This window comes from Phormidium tenue FACHB-1052 (genome assembly GCF_014696675.1).
Taxonomy (GTDB): domain Bacteria; phylum Cyanobacteriota; class Cyanobacteriia; order Phormidesmidales; family Phormidesmidaceae; genus Nodosilinea; species Nodosilinea tenuis_A.
The window spans coordinates 1-19,005 of record NZ_JACJQN010000021.1 but is presented as its reverse complement, the minus strand read 5'-3'; the positions used below and the strand labels follow the sequence as shown (position 1 = coordinate 19,005).

General features: G+C 53.3%; 13 protein-coding genes and 1 tRNA gene. 7 read left to right on the top strand and 7 right to left on the bottom strand.

From position 1 onward, the window contains the following. Positions 1 to 18: 18 nt before the first annotated feature. Both H6G07_RS26955 and H6G07_RS22785 read right to left on the bottom strand, forming a co-directional pair. On the bottom strand, positions 19 to 339 hold the full coding sequence (locus tag H6G07_RS26955; protein ID WP_073610623.1) for a nucleotidyltransferase family protein: 321 nt from the start codon (positions 337 to 339) through the stop codon (positions 19 to 21). A 176-nt stretch (positions 340 to 515) separates the two neighbouring features. After that, a complete protein-coding gene (locus H6G07_RS22785; protein ID WP_073610622.1) occupies positions 516 to 821 on the bottom strand; it encodes a hypothetical protein in 306 nt (101 codons plus the stop codon). Positions 822 to 932: 111 nt separating this feature from the next. Between H6G07_RS22785 and H6G07_RS22780 the strand changes: the two genes are divergently transcribed. Next, positions 933 to 1,160 (top strand): helix-turn-helix domain-containing protein, encoded by a 228-nt coding sequence (locus tag H6G07_RS22780; RefSeq protein WP_073610621.1) that lies wholly within the window; start codon positions 933 to 935, stop codon positions 1,158 to 1,160. Positions 1,161 to 1,210: 50 nt separating this feature from the next. On the opposite strand, the gene H6G07_RS22775 is transcribed toward H6G07_RS22780, so the two are convergent. The 5 genes from H6G07_RS22775 to trmB all read right to left on the bottom strand — a co-directional run bounded on the left by H6G07_RS22775 (position 1,211) and on the right by trmB (position 6,035). After that, positions 1,211 to 3,235: an AAA family ATPase gene (locus tag H6G07_RS22775; protein ID WP_073610620.1), complete on the bottom strand. Its 2,025-nt coding sequence runs from the start codon at positions 3,233 to 3,235 to the stop codon at positions 1,211 to 1,213. Between the two features lie 2 nt (positions 3,236 to 3,237). Continuing rightward, on the bottom strand, positions 3,238 to 3,714 hold the full coding sequence (locus H6G07_RS22770; protein WP_073610619.1) for a hypothetical protein: 477 nt from the start codon (positions 3,712 to 3,714) through the stop codon (positions 3,238 to 3,240). Between the two features lie 12 nt (positions 3,715 to 3,726). After that, positions 3,727 to 4,650 (bottom strand): hypothetical protein, encoded by a 924-nt coding sequence (locus tag H6G07_RS22765; RefSeq protein ID WP_073610618.1) that lies wholly within the window; start codon positions 4,648 to 4,650, stop codon positions 3,727 to 3,729. 630 nt (positions 4,651 to 5,280) lie between these two features. Then, positions 5,281 to 5,354, bottom strand: a tRNA-Arg gene (locus H6G07_RS22760). 45 nt (positions 5,355 to 5,399) lie between these two features. Next, positions 5,400 to 6,035 (bottom strand): tRNA (guanosine(46)-N7)-methyltransferase TrmB, encoded by a 636-nt coding sequence (trmB, locus tag H6G07_RS22755; protein WP_073610617.1) that lies wholly within the window; start codon positions 6,033 to 6,035, stop codon positions 5,400 to 5,402. A 113-nt stretch (positions 6,036 to 6,148) separates the two neighbouring features. Here trmB and H6G07_RS22750 point away from each other — a divergent pair, with 113 nt between their 5' ends. The 6 genes from H6G07_RS22750 to H6G07_RS22725 all read left to right on the top strand — a co-directional run bounded on the left by H6G07_RS22750 (position 6,149) and on the right by H6G07_RS22725 (position 18,858). Beyond that, on the top strand, positions 6,149 to 7,261 hold the full coding sequence (locus H6G07_RS22750; protein WP_073610616.1) for a metallophosphoesterase family protein: 1,113 nt from the start codon (positions 6,149 to 6,151) through the stop codon (positions 7,259 to 7,261). Positions 7,262 to 8,054: 793 nt separating this feature from the next. Continuing rightward, entirely contained in the window at positions 8,055 to 10,526 is a 2,472-nt protein-coding gene (locus H6G07_RS22745) for a beta strand repeat-containing protein (RefSeq protein WP_073610615.1), read from the top strand. Between the two features lie 107 nt (positions 10,527 to 10,633). Beyond that, positions 10,634 to 11,197 (top strand): DUF11 domain-containing protein, encoded by a 564-nt coding sequence (locus H6G07_RS22740; RefSeq protein ID WP_073610614.1) that lies wholly within the window; start codon positions 10,634 to 10,636, stop codon positions 11,195 to 11,197. Between the two features lie 182 nt (positions 11,198 to 11,379). After that, a complete protein-coding gene (locus H6G07_RS22735) occupies positions 11,380 to 12,939 on the top strand; it encodes a DUF11 domain-containing protein (RefSeq protein WP_084173555.1) in 1,560 nt (519 codons plus the stop codon). Continuing rightward, positions 12,932 to 16,624 (top strand): TonB-dependent receptor, encoded by a 3,693-nt coding sequence (locus tag H6G07_RS22730; protein ID WP_190740788.1) that lies wholly within the window; start codon positions 12,932 to 12,934, stop codon positions 16,622 to 16,624. The genes H6G07_RS22735 and H6G07_RS22730 overlap by 8 nt, the downstream gene beginning before the upstream one ends. A 95-nt stretch (positions 16,625 to 16,719) precedes the next feature. Then, positions 16,720 to 18,858: a hypothetical protein gene (locus H6G07_RS22725; protein WP_199312370.1), complete on the top strand. Its 2,139-nt coding sequence runs from the start codon at positions 16,720 to 16,722 to the stop codon at positions 18,856 to 18,858. The last annotated feature ends 147 nt before the right edge of the window (positions 18,859 to 19,005 follow it).

The window sequence follows — 19,005 nt, the reverse complement described above, 5'->3', positions numbered from 1 at the left end:
CCCTACTATCGCTGAACCTCAAGGCCCATAGAGGGTAATGCGATCGCCCGCGATCGCCTGCAAGAAGTAGGGATTTTTGGCGGCGGCAAGGTCAACTAAATCTACGGTGCGACCCAGGACGGTCGATAAACCGTGCTTTAACCCAAAGAAGCGATCGGCAGCGCCCTCTGGGGTGTCGGTAGCGAACTCGACTAAAAAGTCAAAATCGCTGGTTTGGGCATCAAAGGTGGGCCGGGTAGCGGAGCCGAAGAGGTCGAGCCGAGCGACCTGGTTGAGGCGGCACAGCTCTACAATCTGAGCCTGCTTGCGTTTGACTAATTCAGCGGCTGTTATATCCACGGTTGGGCTTCTGATTGAACAGGGGCTGTAGAGATTAGCTGCTCCAATTGTAACGACTTCGTTGGTGTGGGAAGTAAAGAGTATGGCAGGCAACGCCCAACGTTGATACCATCCGCAAAGTGGCCCTATAGCAGAGCATCCTAAAGTCGAGTCAGTAACTCTAACCCACCACATACCTACTCTCTCGGCAAAAACTTCACCAGGGCTTTCATCACTTCGCCGGGTTGAAACTGGATCGGCCTGTCGGCATTCGGGGCGCTGAGAAAGTCTGTCCACTCAAAGATTTCGGCAAAGCCGAGCTGGTGGAGAGCGACGACGATGGAACTCACAGAGCGCTTGCTGCCGATGACGAGAATTTTGACGGGTTCGCGATCGGGGTGGGGGTAGCTGTGGAGTTTGAGGGTGAGTTCGAGATGAACTGGCCCGGAAGATTCGGGGTTGAGGATGCGGGCACTGTAGCGAGCGGTGGGGTTGGATGACATAGAAGACTCCATCATTAGCGTCAAATTGGATGCCACGATTATAGCGTCACTTCTGACTGCGTCAACCCTTTAGATGCTAGAGAGAACAACATCCTCTGGAAAGATGGGGGCATGGGAAAAGCAGGAGCCGCCCTCAAGCAAGTACTTGAGACTTACAACATCAGCCAGTACAGCCTTGCTGCCGTACTGGATGTTGAACGCAACAATGTCTACCGATGGGCGAATGAAAAGCGCGATCCGTCGGCTGAAACCGTTGTTGAGATTGTTAGAGCACTAAAATCTATGAACCCTGAAGCTGCTGAGGTTTTTATAAAACTTTATTTAGGTGATGAAGTTTGATATTTTCCATGATTAAGTGCACCTATTCACTACTCGCCAATACTGAGAGACTAGAGTGGGGCAATGAGTCTATTGTCAAACCTTTTATATCCATAAGAATATGGGATGTTTTCAAGAATACCTTCTAACAAAGGCTCACTTTCACTAGTAGCGACAATTACTTGTTGACCATGTTGTCTTGCAGCACTTGCACGAGCTAAAAAAGCTTGAATGCTGGATTCTCCAGCACTTTGTTGTCGAGGTTCATCTAATATCAATAGGCCTAGGTGGTTTGTGTGATGCTCCCTAGAAACCTCAAGTAACCCTAGCAAATAAGCCCAAACAATTCGTATGTAATCGCTAGCAGAAGCATCAAACTGTAGATCAAATCCATCGTACTCAGGAAAGTATGTGTTTTGAGAGATGCTTATATCGTCGGCGTTCAAACTCCTAAATTCATATTCACGGAGTTGGTCACGAAATTTTCTTTCCAGACTTCTAATTTTGGAGACATCTTCATCAGAGAGAATTCCTTTTGGCAATGCGGAAAGCTCAGCTTGGACTAACTGCCACTGTTCTGCTAAATCGCTAAACTCACCTAGAACTTGATCGGTTTGATCAATAACTACTTTAGTCTGGCGAATCTTTTCTGAAATTCGAATTCGTCGTTCTATAGTAGCGTATGAAGGAGCTTTAGACTCTGAAGTAAGAGTAGTTTTGAGGGATCTAATATCTTGCCTTAGTTCTGATGCAAAATTTCCAATTGCACTAACTTTTCTTCTTTTTAAATCTATGTTGGAACTTTCGCTATCAAGCATAGCTTCAAAAATTTTAAGCTGTTCTCTTATGAAGTCAATGTTTTGTTCTACCGTCATTATCTCGCTAGAAGGCTGAGGTGAAATCAAAGAGTCACTAATACTTTGCTCACACGTTGGGCAGACTCCACCACTTGACTGTAGTTCCTGTGTTGAACCCAATTCTATAAGCCTTCTTAAATCTCGGTTTCTTGATAGCTCCTCACGCAATGAGGTGATTCTAGATCTGAGAGATTCGATATATGCAATTTGATTTTCCAGTTCCTCAAACTTAAGCTTGAGCTGAACCTCGATGTCAGCTAGTATCAATTGCTTAGATTGCAATTCTTCTTGGGCAGCATTAGATACCTCTTCGGTATTAGGAATATCTATGTTCTCCAAGCCCCTTAAATCTTCTTCTAATTCAAGAATATAGCTTCTTGAATTAATCCAATCATCACCTGACGGCATTAAAATATGTGGGAAAACATTCGGAGGCCATATTGATACAGGTTGGGTTGGCAGACCACTAATAGTGGCATCAATCGACCTAGAGAGACGATTGCATAAATCAATTTTCAATGCCCATTGAGTCTTCAGTTCCGCAGCTTGTTGCTTAAGAAATATTTTCCTGGAAGCAATTTCTTGGGCATCAAGGTCAAATAAAAATTCAAATACTCTTCTGCTAACATCTTTGATTCTGAAGTAAGTAGGAAATCGATTTCTAAGATTTGACCATCCATGCTTTTGCTCAACAAAAATGAGTGGAAATATGGTTTCCATGTAGAGCAAAACTTCGCCTTCTTCAAATGTTGGAACAGTAGGCAATTTCCATTCAATAAAATTTGCAAGAAAGTAATGAAATCCTCTCTCACGAGAAGCGCCACCAGGCTCTCGAACGATGTAGTCACTTGAAATACAATTAGTGTTTGATTGAGATAGTATTGGCCCATCCCAAACAGTTACTAAGTGTTTGTTTCGGGAACCTTTAATTTGCCTACAGACAGTAACAACTTTCCTGCCATTAGAGATCTCAAGTAACACTTCAGATTCCAAAACATTGTAAACTTCTCCCTCAAAATCTAGAAAATCTGTTACTACTGGTGGCATTGGAATGTCTTGGCTCGGACCTAGCATACCTTCTAGACCAAGAGCATAAATGATAGATTGCAAGCACGTAGACTTGCCAGATGTATTGTTCGCATGCAAAATAAACAGCCCTTTTGAAAAGGGTATTTCGACACCGAATAAACCTTTAGGAGTATTTATTTTTAATTTTAGATGTACGATTTCAAGAGTCATTTTTAAGGAAGCTTTAATAGACTTGCAGACAGTCCTTCAGTTAAAGAGGAACCTTTCTTTTGTAAGAAAACTTTTTCTTCTAGTAGGCAGTCTTCAATGCTCATTATTTCCTTCGCCATCTGAATGCCTTTCGCCACTAGCTTAATCCTCGCTTTCCCCTCAACTACGGCTAACCCCTCAGCGATTGAATACTCAATAGCCCTATCAAAGCCTGGGTCATGACTAACAATAAGTGATGTCCGAGAAAGTCTACCCTCTAATAGCTCTACTATTTTAGTTTGATTTTCACTATTTCGCGTTGCCCAGTTCAAGATATGAAGTCGGGTAATTGAACTTCGTTTTCCTCGAGAGCAAACATGCAAGATGAGAACCAATATAGAGATGCCCCAGACAGTTCTATAAGGATAATAAAGAGGGGATGGCCTTTTTTGAAATGAAAAGGGAATGTCAATGAGATTAAATATATCTTGATTATCCATGACGATGCTCCCTTAATTAAAATTAAGCGGGCATCGCATCATCCAGTCTGACATTGCCTCCCACTGTAAATTTTGAATACTAGAATAAGGCAATTTGTACGTGAGAGAGCCTTCTAATCTCTGACCATATTCGACCAGTGAATTATCAAAGTGCTGCCTAGGCGAAGAATCACTAATCTCACTCATTACTTCTAAATGTCTTTCATAGCTTAGCTTGCAATGGCTAATTTGAAAGTACATTTCCGGGTATTTATTCTTCAGTAAATCTAAATAATTTTGCCCAACTAAGTAGCGATCAATCATGATTCGCTGAAATTTCTCGACTTTTTGTTCTTCGCTAGAAGAGAGTAGTTTTATTGATTTATGCTCCAGATTGTTTAATGTTTTGATATTCCCTTCGATCCAAATTTTCATGAATTCTTGCTCGACTGATAAATCAGGCAAGTCTACTTCAAATACACCAACTTTGGCCAATTCATTGATCTCTTTCTGAAAGCACAGATCGGTTTCAATCATCACCTTAAAATCATGTGCAACGTAAGGAAGCTTTGCATTGAGAACCTCTTCCGTTTTCTTTGATGCATGCTGCATAAGCAAAGCACTTTCCGAAATTGGAACAACCAAAATCCAACGATGAATTGTTGTGGCTCCAAAAACCCGACTTAAATCTTTCTCATTGGTAATAAATTTTCCTATGTCAGTAGTTATTTTATTGCGCTGAGCATTATAACGCTGTTCAACTGTGCAAGGCTCTTGTGCGGCGTAGCATTGATAAGCACAACCATCTTTCACTGCATAACCTTCAATGCCAAAGTCCCCCTTATGTCTTGCTGGAATATCTTGATAATTACCTGGCCCATAATGCCGCTTGAGGAGTCCTTGAATATATCTCTCCCATTCGTCGCCATCCCAGTTTCTTATAAATGATGAGGTCATATTTAGTCTTTGATTTCAAGAATAACTTTTGATAGTACTTCAGAGGTATGGACTAAGCTTCGAGGTTTAGTTACATACTGCATTTGCATAGTTTGTTGGCATTGCTTTGTTCAATTTTGTTGTAATTTTTCAGGAATACTTCATCTCGCTATATGCCATTCTGGCGTGTTTAAATTTGGTCTGTATTTGATTTCTCTGTGTGTCGTATTTGTTCCTCTTGAGATCTTCTCATTTGCCTACTCTCTACCGCCGCCTCCGTAAACCTATCTAGAAGAACTAGAATTTAGTAAGTTACCATCCACCCCAAACTAGCTGTGATTAAAGGCCCAATGCTGGTTCCTATAGAGCACCTGCCCATTCGCGAACAAATACACTGCAAAACTCGGAAAACGACTGAATGTGCGCTCTATCCACCATACTCACCCCACCACCCACACCTTGCACTTCTGGATCAGACATCTTAAAGCTTGTCTCCATACATAGCGCAGGCATCTATAAAGTACCCTGGCGAGTCTTGAAATTCATCCGTTCTTGCAGTCTCTGACATCTCTGCCAGTTGCTCCAAAAACCCAGCAACTCACCAACACCGTTGGCAATGGTCTATTTATTGATGGCTCGATAACGTGAAAACAGGGCTGGCGGGATTCGAACCCTCGACCTGCCGCTTAGGAGGCGGCCGCTCTATCCTGCTGAGCTACAGCCCCAGGTCTTAACTACGGACATTTTACACCCTGGTTGAGGGTGGACCGTCAAGCGCGGATAAAGATCGCGCGGTGAACGGGCAGCCCCTGCTCTAGGGTGACCCGCTCGCGATCGGTCTGGGCCGGAAAGGGGCTCTCAGGCAGCCAGTCTTGGCCCTGGCGCAGAAAGTGGGGGTTTTCAGCGATGCGATCGCACATATCCACCGCCACCTCTTCCACATCCGACTGCACCACCAGCCGCCCACCCGACGGCAAAAATTCCGCTATGGTGCTCACCAACTCGGGTTGCAGCACCCGCCGCTTTTGGTGGCGCTTCTTAAACCACGGGTCAGGAAACTGAATCGACACCTGCTGCAACGGGTTCTGGTCGCCCCAGCTCTCTAGCAGCGATCGCAGGGAAATGTTGACGTTGCAATACATAAAATGCAGATTGGTCAGCTCCGCCTCTTGCTGGCGCTTTTGGGCCGATTCGACCACAGGCTTGCGAATTTCAAGGCCCAAAAAATTCCACTCGGGCTGAAGCTGGGCCATTTGCAGCAAAAACACGCCCTTAGCGCAGCCAATGTCGATGTGCAGCGGTTGCTGGGGGTTGGCGAAGACTGCGCTCCAGTTGGGAACCTCAACGGGAGCCTGGTATTTTCCGCTTAGGGGGTTGACGTGCTGACGTACCCGAACAACTGCCACAGCCTAGACCTCGCTGGAATCACGGCTTTCTATCATGCCACTTTGCCTGGGCCAATTGGGCACCTAAAGGCTAGGCTGTTAGGGACATGCATAAAAATCAACGTTTTAATTCCATGGGACAGCGTTTTCGTTTCGCTATCGTCAGCGACCCTCACATTGCTCGACCTGAGACGATCTACAACGGCCCCAATCGCTTTCATTTAGTAGAAGTCAGCATTCCGGGCATTGAGCAAATCTTCGACCATTTAGAAACGCTGGATCTTGACTTTCTGCTGCTGCCCGGCGACCTCACCCAGCACGGCGAATGGGTGAACCATCACTGGCTCATAGAACGCCTCAAACAGCTGCCCTTTCCAGCCTACGTGGTGCCAGGCAACCACGACGTGATTGCCCGCAATGCCAGCGATCGCGCCATTGGCCTCCACGACTTCCCCCGGTTATACCAAGACTTTGGCTACAGCGACGGCAAAACCCTGCACTACCAGCGCGAAATCCTGCCCGGCGTGCGGTTGGTGACGCTCAACTCCAATGCCTTTGAGCCCAACGGCGAGCAGATTCGGGTGGGCTATGTGGATCAGGCGCAGCTCGACTGGCTAGAGGCCACCCTGGCAGAATACGCTGACGACTTGATTCTCGTCATGCTGCACCACAACGTGTTGGAACACCTGCCGGGGCAGTCTAACAGTCCGCTGGGCCAGCGCTACATGGTGAGCAATGCTGAGGCAATCATCCAGCGACTAGAGGCGGCGAAGGTGCGGCTGATGTTCACGGGCCACCTGCACGTGCAGGATATAGCGCGTCGGGGCGACCTGTGCGAGGTGCTGACCGGGTCGCTGGTCAGCTACCCCCATCCCTACCGCATTGTGGAGATCGAGCACGGCGATGGGGAGTTGCGTATGGAGGTGCGATCGCGCCGCCTCACCGCCGTCGAGCCCTGGGACGACTTGCAGGCCATGTCGCATAAGTGGATGTGCGATCGCGCCGGAGGGTTTATGACTAAGTTTCTGGTCAGCCCGCCAGTGGGGCTCAAGCAGGCTGAGGCCGAGGCGATCGCCCCCAAGCTGCGGCATTTTTGGGCAGCGGTGGCCGACGGCGATACCCAGCTCGACTTTTCGCACCTGCCACCCGACGTGCAGCGGCGGCTGGCCCACTTTAACTCAGTCGATAGCGACGGCAACCCCCAGGCGATCGACAACACCGCCACCCTGGTGTGGCCTGCAAGATAGGCTGTTTGTAGACTTTATAGCGTCTACAGCTACTGCTCACCGGTTGGACGAACTGCGACTAAAGAAGCAAACCTGGCTTCTGGTTAACCGATTGGTCTAGCGTCTAAATCATTGCTGCTAGCTGCCCTTAGACGCAGCACAGCCCGTATAGCCATTCGTCAATGCATCGAGCTGGCCACCGATACAGGATTTAGTCTTTTCCCTAAAGGTGGGTGATCGACAAAAGCCTGCGATTCTTGGCCACAAAATGCTGGCAATCATAGGTAGCCACTTCGCATCGTTATTTCTACTTAGCTTTTTCCCAAACCAGAAATTCTATTGGTAAATTTGCTGAGGAAAAATTTCTTTGGACATGCCTAAAAAATCTAGATCAACACATTAAATTTTATTGCTTCTCTGAAATATTCCTCAAAGCAAAAACGGCATCAGAAGGAATGAACGCAAGGTACATATGCCTGTAATCTAGAGCTTTAGAGAAACTCAGTCTTTATGCCATGGCCACCACACAGCTAGAACCTGCCAATGTTCTCCCGAGTAATCCTCGAAGAGCGGCTGCAAATTCGAGGCAAATCGTGACTAAAAGGTTCCAGGCCTAAAACTCAAGTAATTAATTGAAAACTGGTTCTCTCCTTTCGTTCAGGGGAATACTCAGGAGGCGAGCCATTTTCAGGCCTTAACCAATCTATTTTAATGCCATATTTTATAGTTTTTGCTTGTCCTTAATGCCTCGCAGGGTTGTTTGGGTAAAAGCCCTGGCGTTATCCAGGGGAATTTGTTGCGCCATATATTAGCCATGAAAAATACAGAACCATCGCCTCATTCTCGGTTTACCAGTCGATTCAAACCCCTGGTTATTACGGCGATCGCCACCAGTGGCGCTCTCCACTTCCTAGCACCCGTTTTAGCTGAAGGCACCGCTGCCGGTACCGACATTATTAACCGAGCTACCGCAACCTACAGCGATGGCACCACCAACTTCAACGCCATTTCTAACACCGTCACCATCAAGGTAGAAGAGGTACGGGGTCTAACCGTCACCGATGCGGGCTTTACGGATGCCAACGGCGGCAGCGTCGCCACCAGCGACAATCTCTATTTTGACTTTTTGGTCACCAACACCGGCAACGCCGACGCCTTCGTCTACATTCCGGGGGCCACGGCCCTTGGCCCTCTAGCCACAGGGGGGACTATCACTGCCGTGGAGATTATTGCCGTCAATGGTACAAACCTAGGCACCGCGATCGCCGTTCCAGCCGGAGGTAATAGCACCAATAACCTGGCCACTTTCCCCAATACAGGCATTGTTGGAGCCGACCAAAACTTTAGAGTGCGGGTAACCATGGCCGTCACCGCCACCAATGCAGGCGATGCGGTAAGGGTGCAGTTTGGTAATACGGCTGACAACACCCCTAATACCCAAAACCAGCAAAATATTGCCTTTAGTACTGATACAGCACCCACTACCAACGATGTCTACACCTTAGATGCCAATGGCACCCTGGCTCCTGCCAACGGCGAACGGGAAGCGGCTGCGTCCCACCAGGAGTTTTTGGCTACCCAGCCCAAGCCCCTGGCCCAGACGACTCTATTAATGACCTCAACCACGGCACCCGGTGCCCTGGCCAGCGATGCTCGCGACGACACCATCACCTACGATCTCGACTTCCGAGTTGCCAATAATCCTCAGCCAGGCTTCCCCGCAGGCAGCTTGGAAGGCACCCCGATCAACCTCAATGGTTCGCCAGTCGAGCGCATCTTAGTTTCCACCACCGTGCCCCCCAACACGGTGTGGAATGGCATCGCGCCCATCGTGCCCAATGGCAACTGGATTCCGGTCTATTCCACCGATGATGCCTACGTCGGCACCGAAAACCCAATCAACGGCGTCAATTGGACTACCGTTGCGCCAGCGGCAGGTACTGTTAAGCGCATCGGCTTTATCTACGATGCTGGCACCAACGGGGCCCTGCCGCCGGGCACCACCGTCAACGACTTTAGGTTTACCGTGGTGACCAGCGGCCTGCCCGCCACTGGGGGCACCATTACCAACATCGGTCAAATCTTTGGTCAAACCTTTGGCGATTTGGCCAATAACCTGGTCTACGACGAGTCGGGCGACCAGGATGCCAACAACTATGACGATGGCGTCTTCCCGCCCAATCCCAACATCAGCGACTTTATCGCTAACCCTAAGACGGGTACCGCCAATCCCAACGACCCAGACACCAGCAGCAACAATACCGGTACTGGCCCCGATGGGGAATCGAACGTCGTTGGCATTTTGCCCCTGTCAGCAGCTAACAGCGCCCTGCTCAATGGGCCTAACAACGTTCCCAACGCCATTGGCCCCACCAATGCCCAGGACGACTTTACCAACGCCGCCACCACGGTAGATACGGTAGGGACGCAGGGCAGCGCTAGCAATCCGGCGGCGGCGACCATCACCAACACCGTCAGGAACACCATTGCCACCAATCTCGACAACGTCAAGCTTTTGCCCTTTGCCCCCACTGCGGCCAACCTTCTAACTGGTGGTATTCACGGCACCAACGCCAGCATTCCCGATGGCACAACGGTGACTATTAGCTTTGGTGCCCAAACGGCTGTCTACACCTACACCGCCGCTGGCGGCTTTGCCTCGGCTAACCCACCCGTGGTCATTGGTACCCTAACGCCAAACCAGCAGCAGTCTTACCAGGTAACGGTAGATCTGCCTGCGGGCACGAATCAAATTCAGGGCTACACCATCCCCATCGTGGCTTTTGTGGATAACGACAGCAGCAACACCTTTGTTGCCACCACAGACACGGTCTACAACTTTACCAACAACCGAATCTATCCCGGCTTCGTCAATCTGGTGAAGGCGGCTCGCATTATTGACCGCGATGGCACAACGCAGCTTGAGGCGTTTACCGTGACTCCGACCCGGCGGCCTGGGCCAGGGCAATTTGTGGAATACCAGATTACGTACCAAAACATCTCTGAGATTCAACCAGCCAGCGGCGGCGGCAACGTGCTGCTCACCGGCAATGGCCTGGTAATCAATGAGGATGGAGCCGCCGCACCGAATACCTGGGCAGGCATTACCACCCACCGTCAAAACACGGTGGCCACTGGCGGCACCCTACAGTTCTACAACGGAGCGGTATTGCTGGGCAGCACCGATCCAGCCTCGGGGGCGGCGGTAACCCGGTACGTTAACACCATTCCATCCCTGGCACCTCAGGTCGGCGGCACGCTAACCTTCCGCCGAATTGTCAACTAAGCCTCCAACACGTTGGGGACGGAATCCGGCATTTTGCGCAGCATTTCGTCCTCTGCGAATACCGCCACTTGAAACTTACACAGCATTTTTGGACAAGGTTTATGACTATGAAACGCTCGATTGGTTTAGGTTTAGCTGCCCTGGCAACCCTGTTCATCGTTCCCCTGGCCAAAGGTAGCCCCGTGATGGCGCGGCTCCAGACGATCGGCACCGAGATTGCCCAGCAGGTGCGCCGCCCAGAGATGAAGCTGGTGTTGCAGGCAGAAAAACAGGTGCAAACGGTCGATGCACAGGGTAAACCCCAGTTGCTCTGGCAAACCCTGGAGGGGGAAGCAACGGTGCAGCCCCAGGACGTTTTGCGCTACACCGTTGCGTCAGAAAATGCCGGAGAAATGCCGGCTAAGGATCTCGTGATCACCCAGTCGATTCCGCCCCAGATGACCTACGTGCTGGCGACGGCCACGGGCAACGACGGCACAGCTATTACCTACAGCATTGACGGTGGCAAGTCCTTTGTGGCCGAGCCCCTGGTAGAGGTGGTGCAGGAGGATGGCACGGTGACTCTGGAACCAGCCCCGGCTGAAGCCTACACCGACATTCGCTGGGACTTTGCCCAGACTCTGGAGCCTGAGGTGGTGGTGCAGGTGGCCTACGACGTCACTGTGAAGTAGCCCTGGGGGCGATCGCAGCTTACTCCCGCTACCCCTGGCGATCGCCCCAGCTTTCCATCCCTACTGACTATGCCCTGAGCGACCCCAAGTCTCTTGAGGACAGGGTTTTTGTGCCAATTTTTCCTGGCTTCGCGATCTGACCCTCACGCCCTACAGTCCTGAATCGTTTTCGTAAAACTCCAATGGGTAAGCATTCTTTCCACCAGCTATGGCAATGGAGTCTCACGATTCTCCGACTAGCCCGATCGGGCAGCGGCGGTCGACCTCGAAAACGATTGGGCTACCTCTTGGGGTTTGGCCTGGCGCTGGGCCTGTCCCTCACGCTAACTGCGCCGCTGGTGGCGCAACCCTCACCTGAGCCGAGCTTAAGTAACCAGGTCACCTACACCTATAGCGTTGGCAACGGCCCAGCGACGTGGACGGGCAGTAGCTCAGTGGCGCTAGGGCTGAATTTAGTTGACCCCTTTGGCCAGCTTTTGGGCTGTGGCGGCAGCCTGCTGCCGAACTACATGGGCTTTACCGTGGCGCTCTACGAGCCGCTGCCGGGAGATCCGCTCCAGACCGAGCTAGGGGCCTTGGTTTCGCTAACGCCCACTGAGCTGCCCAATAACCCCAACAACAATGTTCCGGGGGGGCTGGCTCCGAACACCATCAACGCTAACCCTTACAACCTTTCAGCCCAGGGAACCTACAACTTTTTGTTCGATGCCGCCAGGGGCCAGGTGGATGTCGGGCGCACTTACCTACTGGTGGTTACGCCCCCAGCGGGTACCGCTTACCTACAGCGACGACTCAAGTTGCAAATTATCGGCAATAGCGGCGGTGTGATCACCTACCGGGCCACATCCCTAGATGGTCAACCGATTACCGCTACGGGGGCAACGCAGATCGATCAGCAAACGGTACAGGTCAACGATGCTGCCCAGGCTGGGCTTCAGCTTTCTGCCCTCACCCTGGTCACGACGCTGTGCAATTCGCGGCAGATGCAGCTTACTAAGTCGGGCGATCGCGCCGTTGCCCAGCCCGGAGACACCGTGATCTATCGGGTCGTGGTTCGCAATCAAACCGATATTGCGCTGCAAACGATTGCCTTTACCGACACCCTGCCCCTGGGCTTCAGGCTGGTGGCAGGGTCTGCCCGAGCGGCGATCGCAGACCAGACCTACCCCGTGCAGGTGAGCCAGTCAAATTCCACCGTGGAATTTCAGGTGGACTCGGCGGCATCGCTGCCGGTGGGTGAGGCTCTGAGCCTAGTCTATGCCGCCCAGCTTACCCCCGATGCCGCTCGCGGCACGGGCCGAAATTCGGCGCTGGTGACGGCTCGCCGTAGCGACACAGGCGCGCTCCTGCGAGATGGCCCCGCCAGTCACCGGCTGAGGATTGATCCGGGGCTGCTGTCCGACTGCGGCACCCTGATTGGTCGAGTCTTTGAAGATTTGAACTTCGATGGCGAACAGCAGACCGGGGAGCCGGGCCTGCCCAATGCGGTGATTTTCTTAGATGACGGCAATCGCATTACCACCGACGAGCGGGGCATTTTTTCCCTGGCCAACGTTCTGCCCGGCTATCGCTCTGGCACCCTCGACCCGCTGAGCGTGCCTGGCTATGAGCTGGCCCCCAACCGGGTCTTTATTGAGCGCAACAGTGCGTCTCGGCTGGTGCACCTGGCCCCCGGCGGCCTAGTGCGAATGAATTTTGGGGTTCAACCCCAGGCCCAGCTGGGAGGTGGCCAAAATGAGTAGTCAGTTTCGGAGAACGGTTCTTGCCTTAGGCAACGCGGGTCTGCTCTTGGGCAGCCTAACACCGCTAGCGATGGCCCAGGCTGCGTTCGAGCCCATGCCAGCGGCAGACATTCAAGCCGAAGTGCCAGCAGTTCCTGCGGCTGAGCCCCTGACACCTGCGATCGCTCAACCCTCGCCGCTGCCGATGGATTCGGTAACCCCTTTCACATCTTCTGCTAGTGAGGCGGTGGATTTAGCAGCCCCTTCTGCTAGTGAAGCTAGCGAGACCAGTGAGACCCTAGCGCCCGCCAGTCAACCTGCCGCCGCTGAGGCAGCAACCACAACTACTGAAACTTCAGAACCTGCCACCCAGGCAGCGATTCGCTTTCTCACCCCCACCCCCGAGGCTGTTCTCGACATTCCGTCAACCACGGTAACGCTGCAATTTCCGGTGGGCAGTGAGATCGCCCTGATGGTGAACGGTAGCCCCGTGGGCGACGACCTGATTGGCCGCACCGAAACCAATCTAGAAACCGGGTTGATTACCCAGACCTGGTACGGGGTGGGGCTGCACTCCGGTGAAAACCAGCTCTCTGCCCAGGGCCAGCTAGGAGGTGCTGCGCTGACTCAGACAGACCTGGCCATCCAGGTGCGGGGGGCGATCGCCAGTATGAGCGTCACCACCCTGGAAAGCCGGGTAGCTGCCGATGGCCGCTCAACGGTCACCGTGCAGGGCCAGCTCTTAGATGACCAGGGCAATGTCGCCAGTCAGGATACGGTGATTACCCTGGAGGCCAGCCAGGGGCAGTTTGTTGAGGACGATCAAAACTCCGATCAACCTGGGTTTCAGGTGCAGACCCAGGGGGGCAGCTTTAGCACGACGCTGCAAACGGGGTTGACCCCAGGCCAGACCACAATTCGGGCCAGTCGGGGCGATCTCGAAGCCTACACCCAGGTGGAGTTTACGACTGAGCTACGCCCCACGCTGCTGACCGGGGTGGTAGACGTGCGTTTTGGCAGCGGTGGCACCGATTTCTACAGCCGCTACCGGGATTTTTTGCCCGCCGATGGCGGGGCTGGCACCCAGCTAGCGATACGGGGTGGGGCCTTTGCCATTACCTCCTTTGGCGACTGGCGCTTTACCGGGGCCTACCGCAGCGATCGCGCCCTCAACGAAGGCTGCGACGGCACCGTGCCGCTGTTTCGCAATTATCAAGACTGCGATCGCCCCTACCCGGTCTACGGCGATGACTCCACCTCAGAGGTGCTGGCCCCCTCCACCGACAGCCTCTATTTGCGTCTAGAGCGCACCTCTCCCACACCCAATGCCGGGTCTGACTATGTGATGTGGGGCGACTACCGCACCGACGAGTTTGCCACCTCATCGCAGTTGTACAGCAGCATCAGCCGATCGCTCCACGGCTTTAGCGGCAACTACAACCTGGGCAACCTGCAGCTCTCCGCCATCTACGGCAACAATATCCAGGGGTTTCAGCGCGACACCATTGCCCCCGACGGCACCAGCGGGTTTTACTTCCTGTCGCGCCGCCTGCTGCTACCCGGCAGCGAGGCGATCTATTTTGAGCTAGAGGAGCTAAATCGGCCCGGTCAGGTGCTCGATCGCCAACAGCTCAGCCGTGGCCCCGACTACGAAATTGACTACGATCGCGGCACAGTACTCTTTCGTCAGCCGGTGTTGCGCACCGTGGTCGATAGCGAGGGCCGTACTCTGGTGCGGCGGATTGTGGCCACCTACCAGCACGAAGGCGGCGGCAGCACCAGCCTCTATGGTGGCCGACTGCGCTACCACCTCAACCGCGACCCGGCCCAGGCCAGCTGGCTAGGAGCCACCTACCTACAAGAAAACCACGCCGACCAGCAGTTTCAGCTCTACGGGGCCGATGCCCAGGTGAGCTTTGGCAGTGGTGGCCTGTTGCTGGCCGAATATGCCCACTCGACCAGCAGCCTGGTCAACGCCACTCCCGTGGCGGGAGAGGCCTATCGGCTGGAGGTGAGCAATGCCTTTAGCGATCAGCTCTCGGCCCGAGCCTACTGGCAGCAGGTCTCTCCCGGCTTTACCAACAATGCCACCACCAGCTTTGTGCCGGGCCAGCGCCGCTACGGGGCCGAACTCCAGGCCGATCTCTCAGAAACGACCACTCTGCGCCTTGGCTACGACCACGAAGATAACTATGGCGTCGCCCCAGCAACCCTGACGGCCCTGGAGCCGCTGCTATTTCCTGGTGTTGCTGCCGCCCCTGGGCAGCCCCTCGACAATTCGCTGACCACGATCACCGCTGGCATTCAGCAGCGCATTGGCAGCGCCACTACCTCACTGGATTGGATTCACCGCGATCGCAGCGATCGCCTCAACCCCCAGTTCAGCACGGTGACCAACCAAATTCGCTCCATGGCGACCCTGCCTGTCACCGAAAACGTCACCTTCACCGCCCTCAATGAGTTCACCCTGGCCGGACAGGCCGATGCCGTCTACCCCAACCGCACCCTGCTCGGCCTCAACTGGCAAATTCAGCCCGGCATCAGCCTAGGAGTCACCCATCAGATCCTCAACGGCGGTCAGTTTGACAACGACAGCCTCACCTCCCTCTACCTCTCTGGCGACTACGAGTTTGGCTCAGGCACCCGATTGACCGGCAACTTTTCCCTGTTTGACCGAGGCCAGATGTCCGGGTCGGTGGGCATTCAGCAGGGTGTCACCCTGGCCCCGGGTCTTCAGCTCGACCTGGCCTACGAGTATGTGTTTCAAAGCAACAATCTGGTTACCGGAGCGGGCACCCAGTTTGCCCAGCCCTACGCTGTAGGTCAGTCTGCCGCCGCCCTAGCCCCCACGGGCGGCAGCAGCTACAGCATTGGCCTGTCCTACACGGGCAGCCCCGACTTCCAAACTAACCTCCGGTTTGAGCACCGTACCTCTGGCGCGGCGTCGAATACCGTCATTTCCGCCGATGCCCAGGGCCGTCTGTCGCCTTCCCTCACGGTGCTGGGCCGCTTTCAGCAAGCCAGTGCCGCCAACCAACTGCTCTCAGGGCTGGGAGATACCACCAACCTACGCCTCGGCCTCGCCTACCGCAACCCCGACAACGACGTGTTTAATGCCCTGCTGCGCTACGAGTACCGCCGCAACCCCGGCCTGCTGCCCGAAAGCCTGCTGGAGAACAGCGGCAGCGGCTCAGCCGATCACGTCTTTGCCGCCGAGGCTATCTATGCTCCCAACTGGCAGTGGGAATTCTACGGTAAATTTGCCCTGCGGAGCAGCACCTCGTACTTGGCCTCAGATTTGGTCGGCAGCAGCACCGTCACCCTGGCTCAGCTGCGGGCCACCTATCGCCTCAACTACCAGTGGGATCTCGTCGGTGAAGCCCGCTGGATCAACCAGCCCGGCGCTGGCTACAGCGAAACCGGCTTTTCCCTAGAGACGGGGTACTATCTCAACCCCAACCTGCGGCTCTCGGCGGGCTATAGTTTTGGCGGTGTCTACGATCGCGACTTCAACGGCTCCCGCTCCGCTGGCGGCCCTTACTTTGGCCTCACGATCAAACTCGACAACTCGCTGCTCGAGGGTTTCAGCATTGACGATGACCCTTCTATTCAAGCGGTGCCTGAAGCAGTGCCTTTAGAGCCCATGTCAAACCGCGAACCCACACCTGCCGATCATCAGCCCCGCTCTCTAGAGGAAGCAATATGACATCTTGGTTTCGTCGTCATACTTGCGTAACGACAGCCTCAACGAACCTGCTGAGGACTGTTATTCCCACAGCCTTAATCTGCACAGCTGCGCTGATGGCAGGGTCTACCCAACCCGTCAGAGCCGAGGGCAGCCGGGAAATGGTGGCTGACGGGGGCGATCGCCCCTTCACCGAATGGGCCGACGCCACAACGGCAAACATTCCCCGTAAAACTCTGCTAAAGGTATATGTGCAAGCGGGTGAAACCCTAAACCTAGGATCGAGCGTCCATACCAGTTCTACGAATCCAGCTGACATTGTTTATCGCAATCCCTCTGGTGTACAGGGCAGTTGCAATGTCTTAAACACAGGATTTGGCTGGATTGACACTGTCGCCAAAGAAACCGCTGGGCCGTTACCCAACACCAGTGGCTATACTCCCTGCATCGTGAACGTCACTCAAACGGGTATTTACGAAGTTGAGTTTCGTGCCCCGCTTACCAGCGGCAATCCTCCTGCCACTAGCGCTATAGCTGCCTTTCCAACAGGCAATACTCAAAATTCTGGGGTTGCCGCCTGGGATATTACGGTTAGAACTGCCGGAGGTGTTGCCCAACCTGGACGAGTATTTACTAACTACGTCGCCATGAACATGGGTAGCAACGGTCGCAGCCTAGCCAGCGATTTTTATATTCAAACGTGGGATGGGTATCTCTACAGAACTGACATGAACAACGTTGACCCCTTTGGGTTTGTCTTCTTTGGCAACTCCAAAGGTTTTCTAGATAGCGATGGGAGTGCTCTATATCACTCTGCACGGGCCGTTGACAACAACCTCAGCCCTTTCTCAGGCAACGTCATTGTTCAGAATCCTTTAGCGCCCAATGCCCCTTCCACAAACACCTATACCCATCTGGTCTTTTTTAATCGCCCAGATATTAGAGTGCTTGGTGCTCTGGGTATTCCCGCAGCTCCGGCTATACCTCAGCCGCCTACAGATTTCCGATTTACGGGTGTTAACAATAGCGACAATCGTACCTTGATTGGGGTCGGGGGCTATTTCGACTTTACGGTCGCTAGCGGCAGCAGCTATCAAATCATTCTTGATACAAACGTAGATGGAATATTCAACTCGGCGACTGATCGGGTGCTAGAAAACACGTTAGTCCCCGGAGCCAATCGCGTTTTTTGGAATGGGAAAGATGCCAACGGCAACAACTTACAGCCCCGCCCTGGCAATGCTCCCTACAACGCCAGAGTTGTCATTCGCAATGGTGAATATCACTTCCCCATGCTAGATGCCGAAAGCAATACCAGCGGTTTCATCATTGAAATGACCAATCCTCCCCAAGGATTTCCCAACTTTCTTGACCGCAACGGAGTGCCCATAGACCGCTACACATTTTATTATGACGACAGCAACTACACGACCGTCAACGGCACGCAAGTTAACTTAGATGGCACAGGCGCAACTTCTCCGCGTAATGCTAGGCAGGGGGTTCGAAGCATTACTGGCGGACACGGATTTACCAGTAACTATGGCGATTTTAAAGGAATCGACACCTGGGCTTTCTTCCCCAGTGAAGCGGTTTTTTCTAACGTCATCATCACCACCCAGATTACCAATCCCAGTCTTCTACTGGTTAAAAGAATTACGGCGATCAATGGTGTCCCGATTACTGACCAGGTTGATGGCATTAATAGCCCCGGCGCTCCGAACCATGTTGATGCTCCCCGAGATCAAGATGATAACCATGCTAACTGGCCCAGCGGCTTTCTGAGAGGCCGCATTCGCGATCGCATTCAGCCTGGCGACCAAATAGAGTTTACGATTTACGTTCTCTCCAGTGGCACTGCCTCGGCCCAAAATGCTCTGTTCTGCGATCTGGTACCGGCGAATGTCACCTTTTTGCCAGCGGCCTACAATGCTACTCCTGCGGCTAATGGCCCCAGTCCAGTACCGGGGATAAGCACCTCGGGGGGCGATCGCGGCATCATGTTAGGGCTGGGCACCCAATCTAGCACCAGCCCGTACCCCATTCTGGTATCGCTGTCTAACAGCAGCGATGGCGATGTCGGGCAGTACGTTGCCCCCGGTATCGACTTGACCACCATTGACAGTCGGTTGGCGGGCTGCGGCAGCAACACCAATGGGGCGATTGTGGCTAGACTGGGCAATTTACCCCAGGCCACCAGCGCGGGTAACCCCCCAGGGTCCTACGGCTTTGTCCGCTTTCAGGCACGGGTCAACTAGCCCAAGGGCGATCGCTCGCCGTAGGTAACCAGCGCCTGGAAACAGACACGACTTGGAAGGTTAATGTGACATCACTGAGAATCGGATCCAGTATTGAGGGATTCGTCAGGATGAGGGTTGATGATGTGGCCGCTAGTGGGGATACCG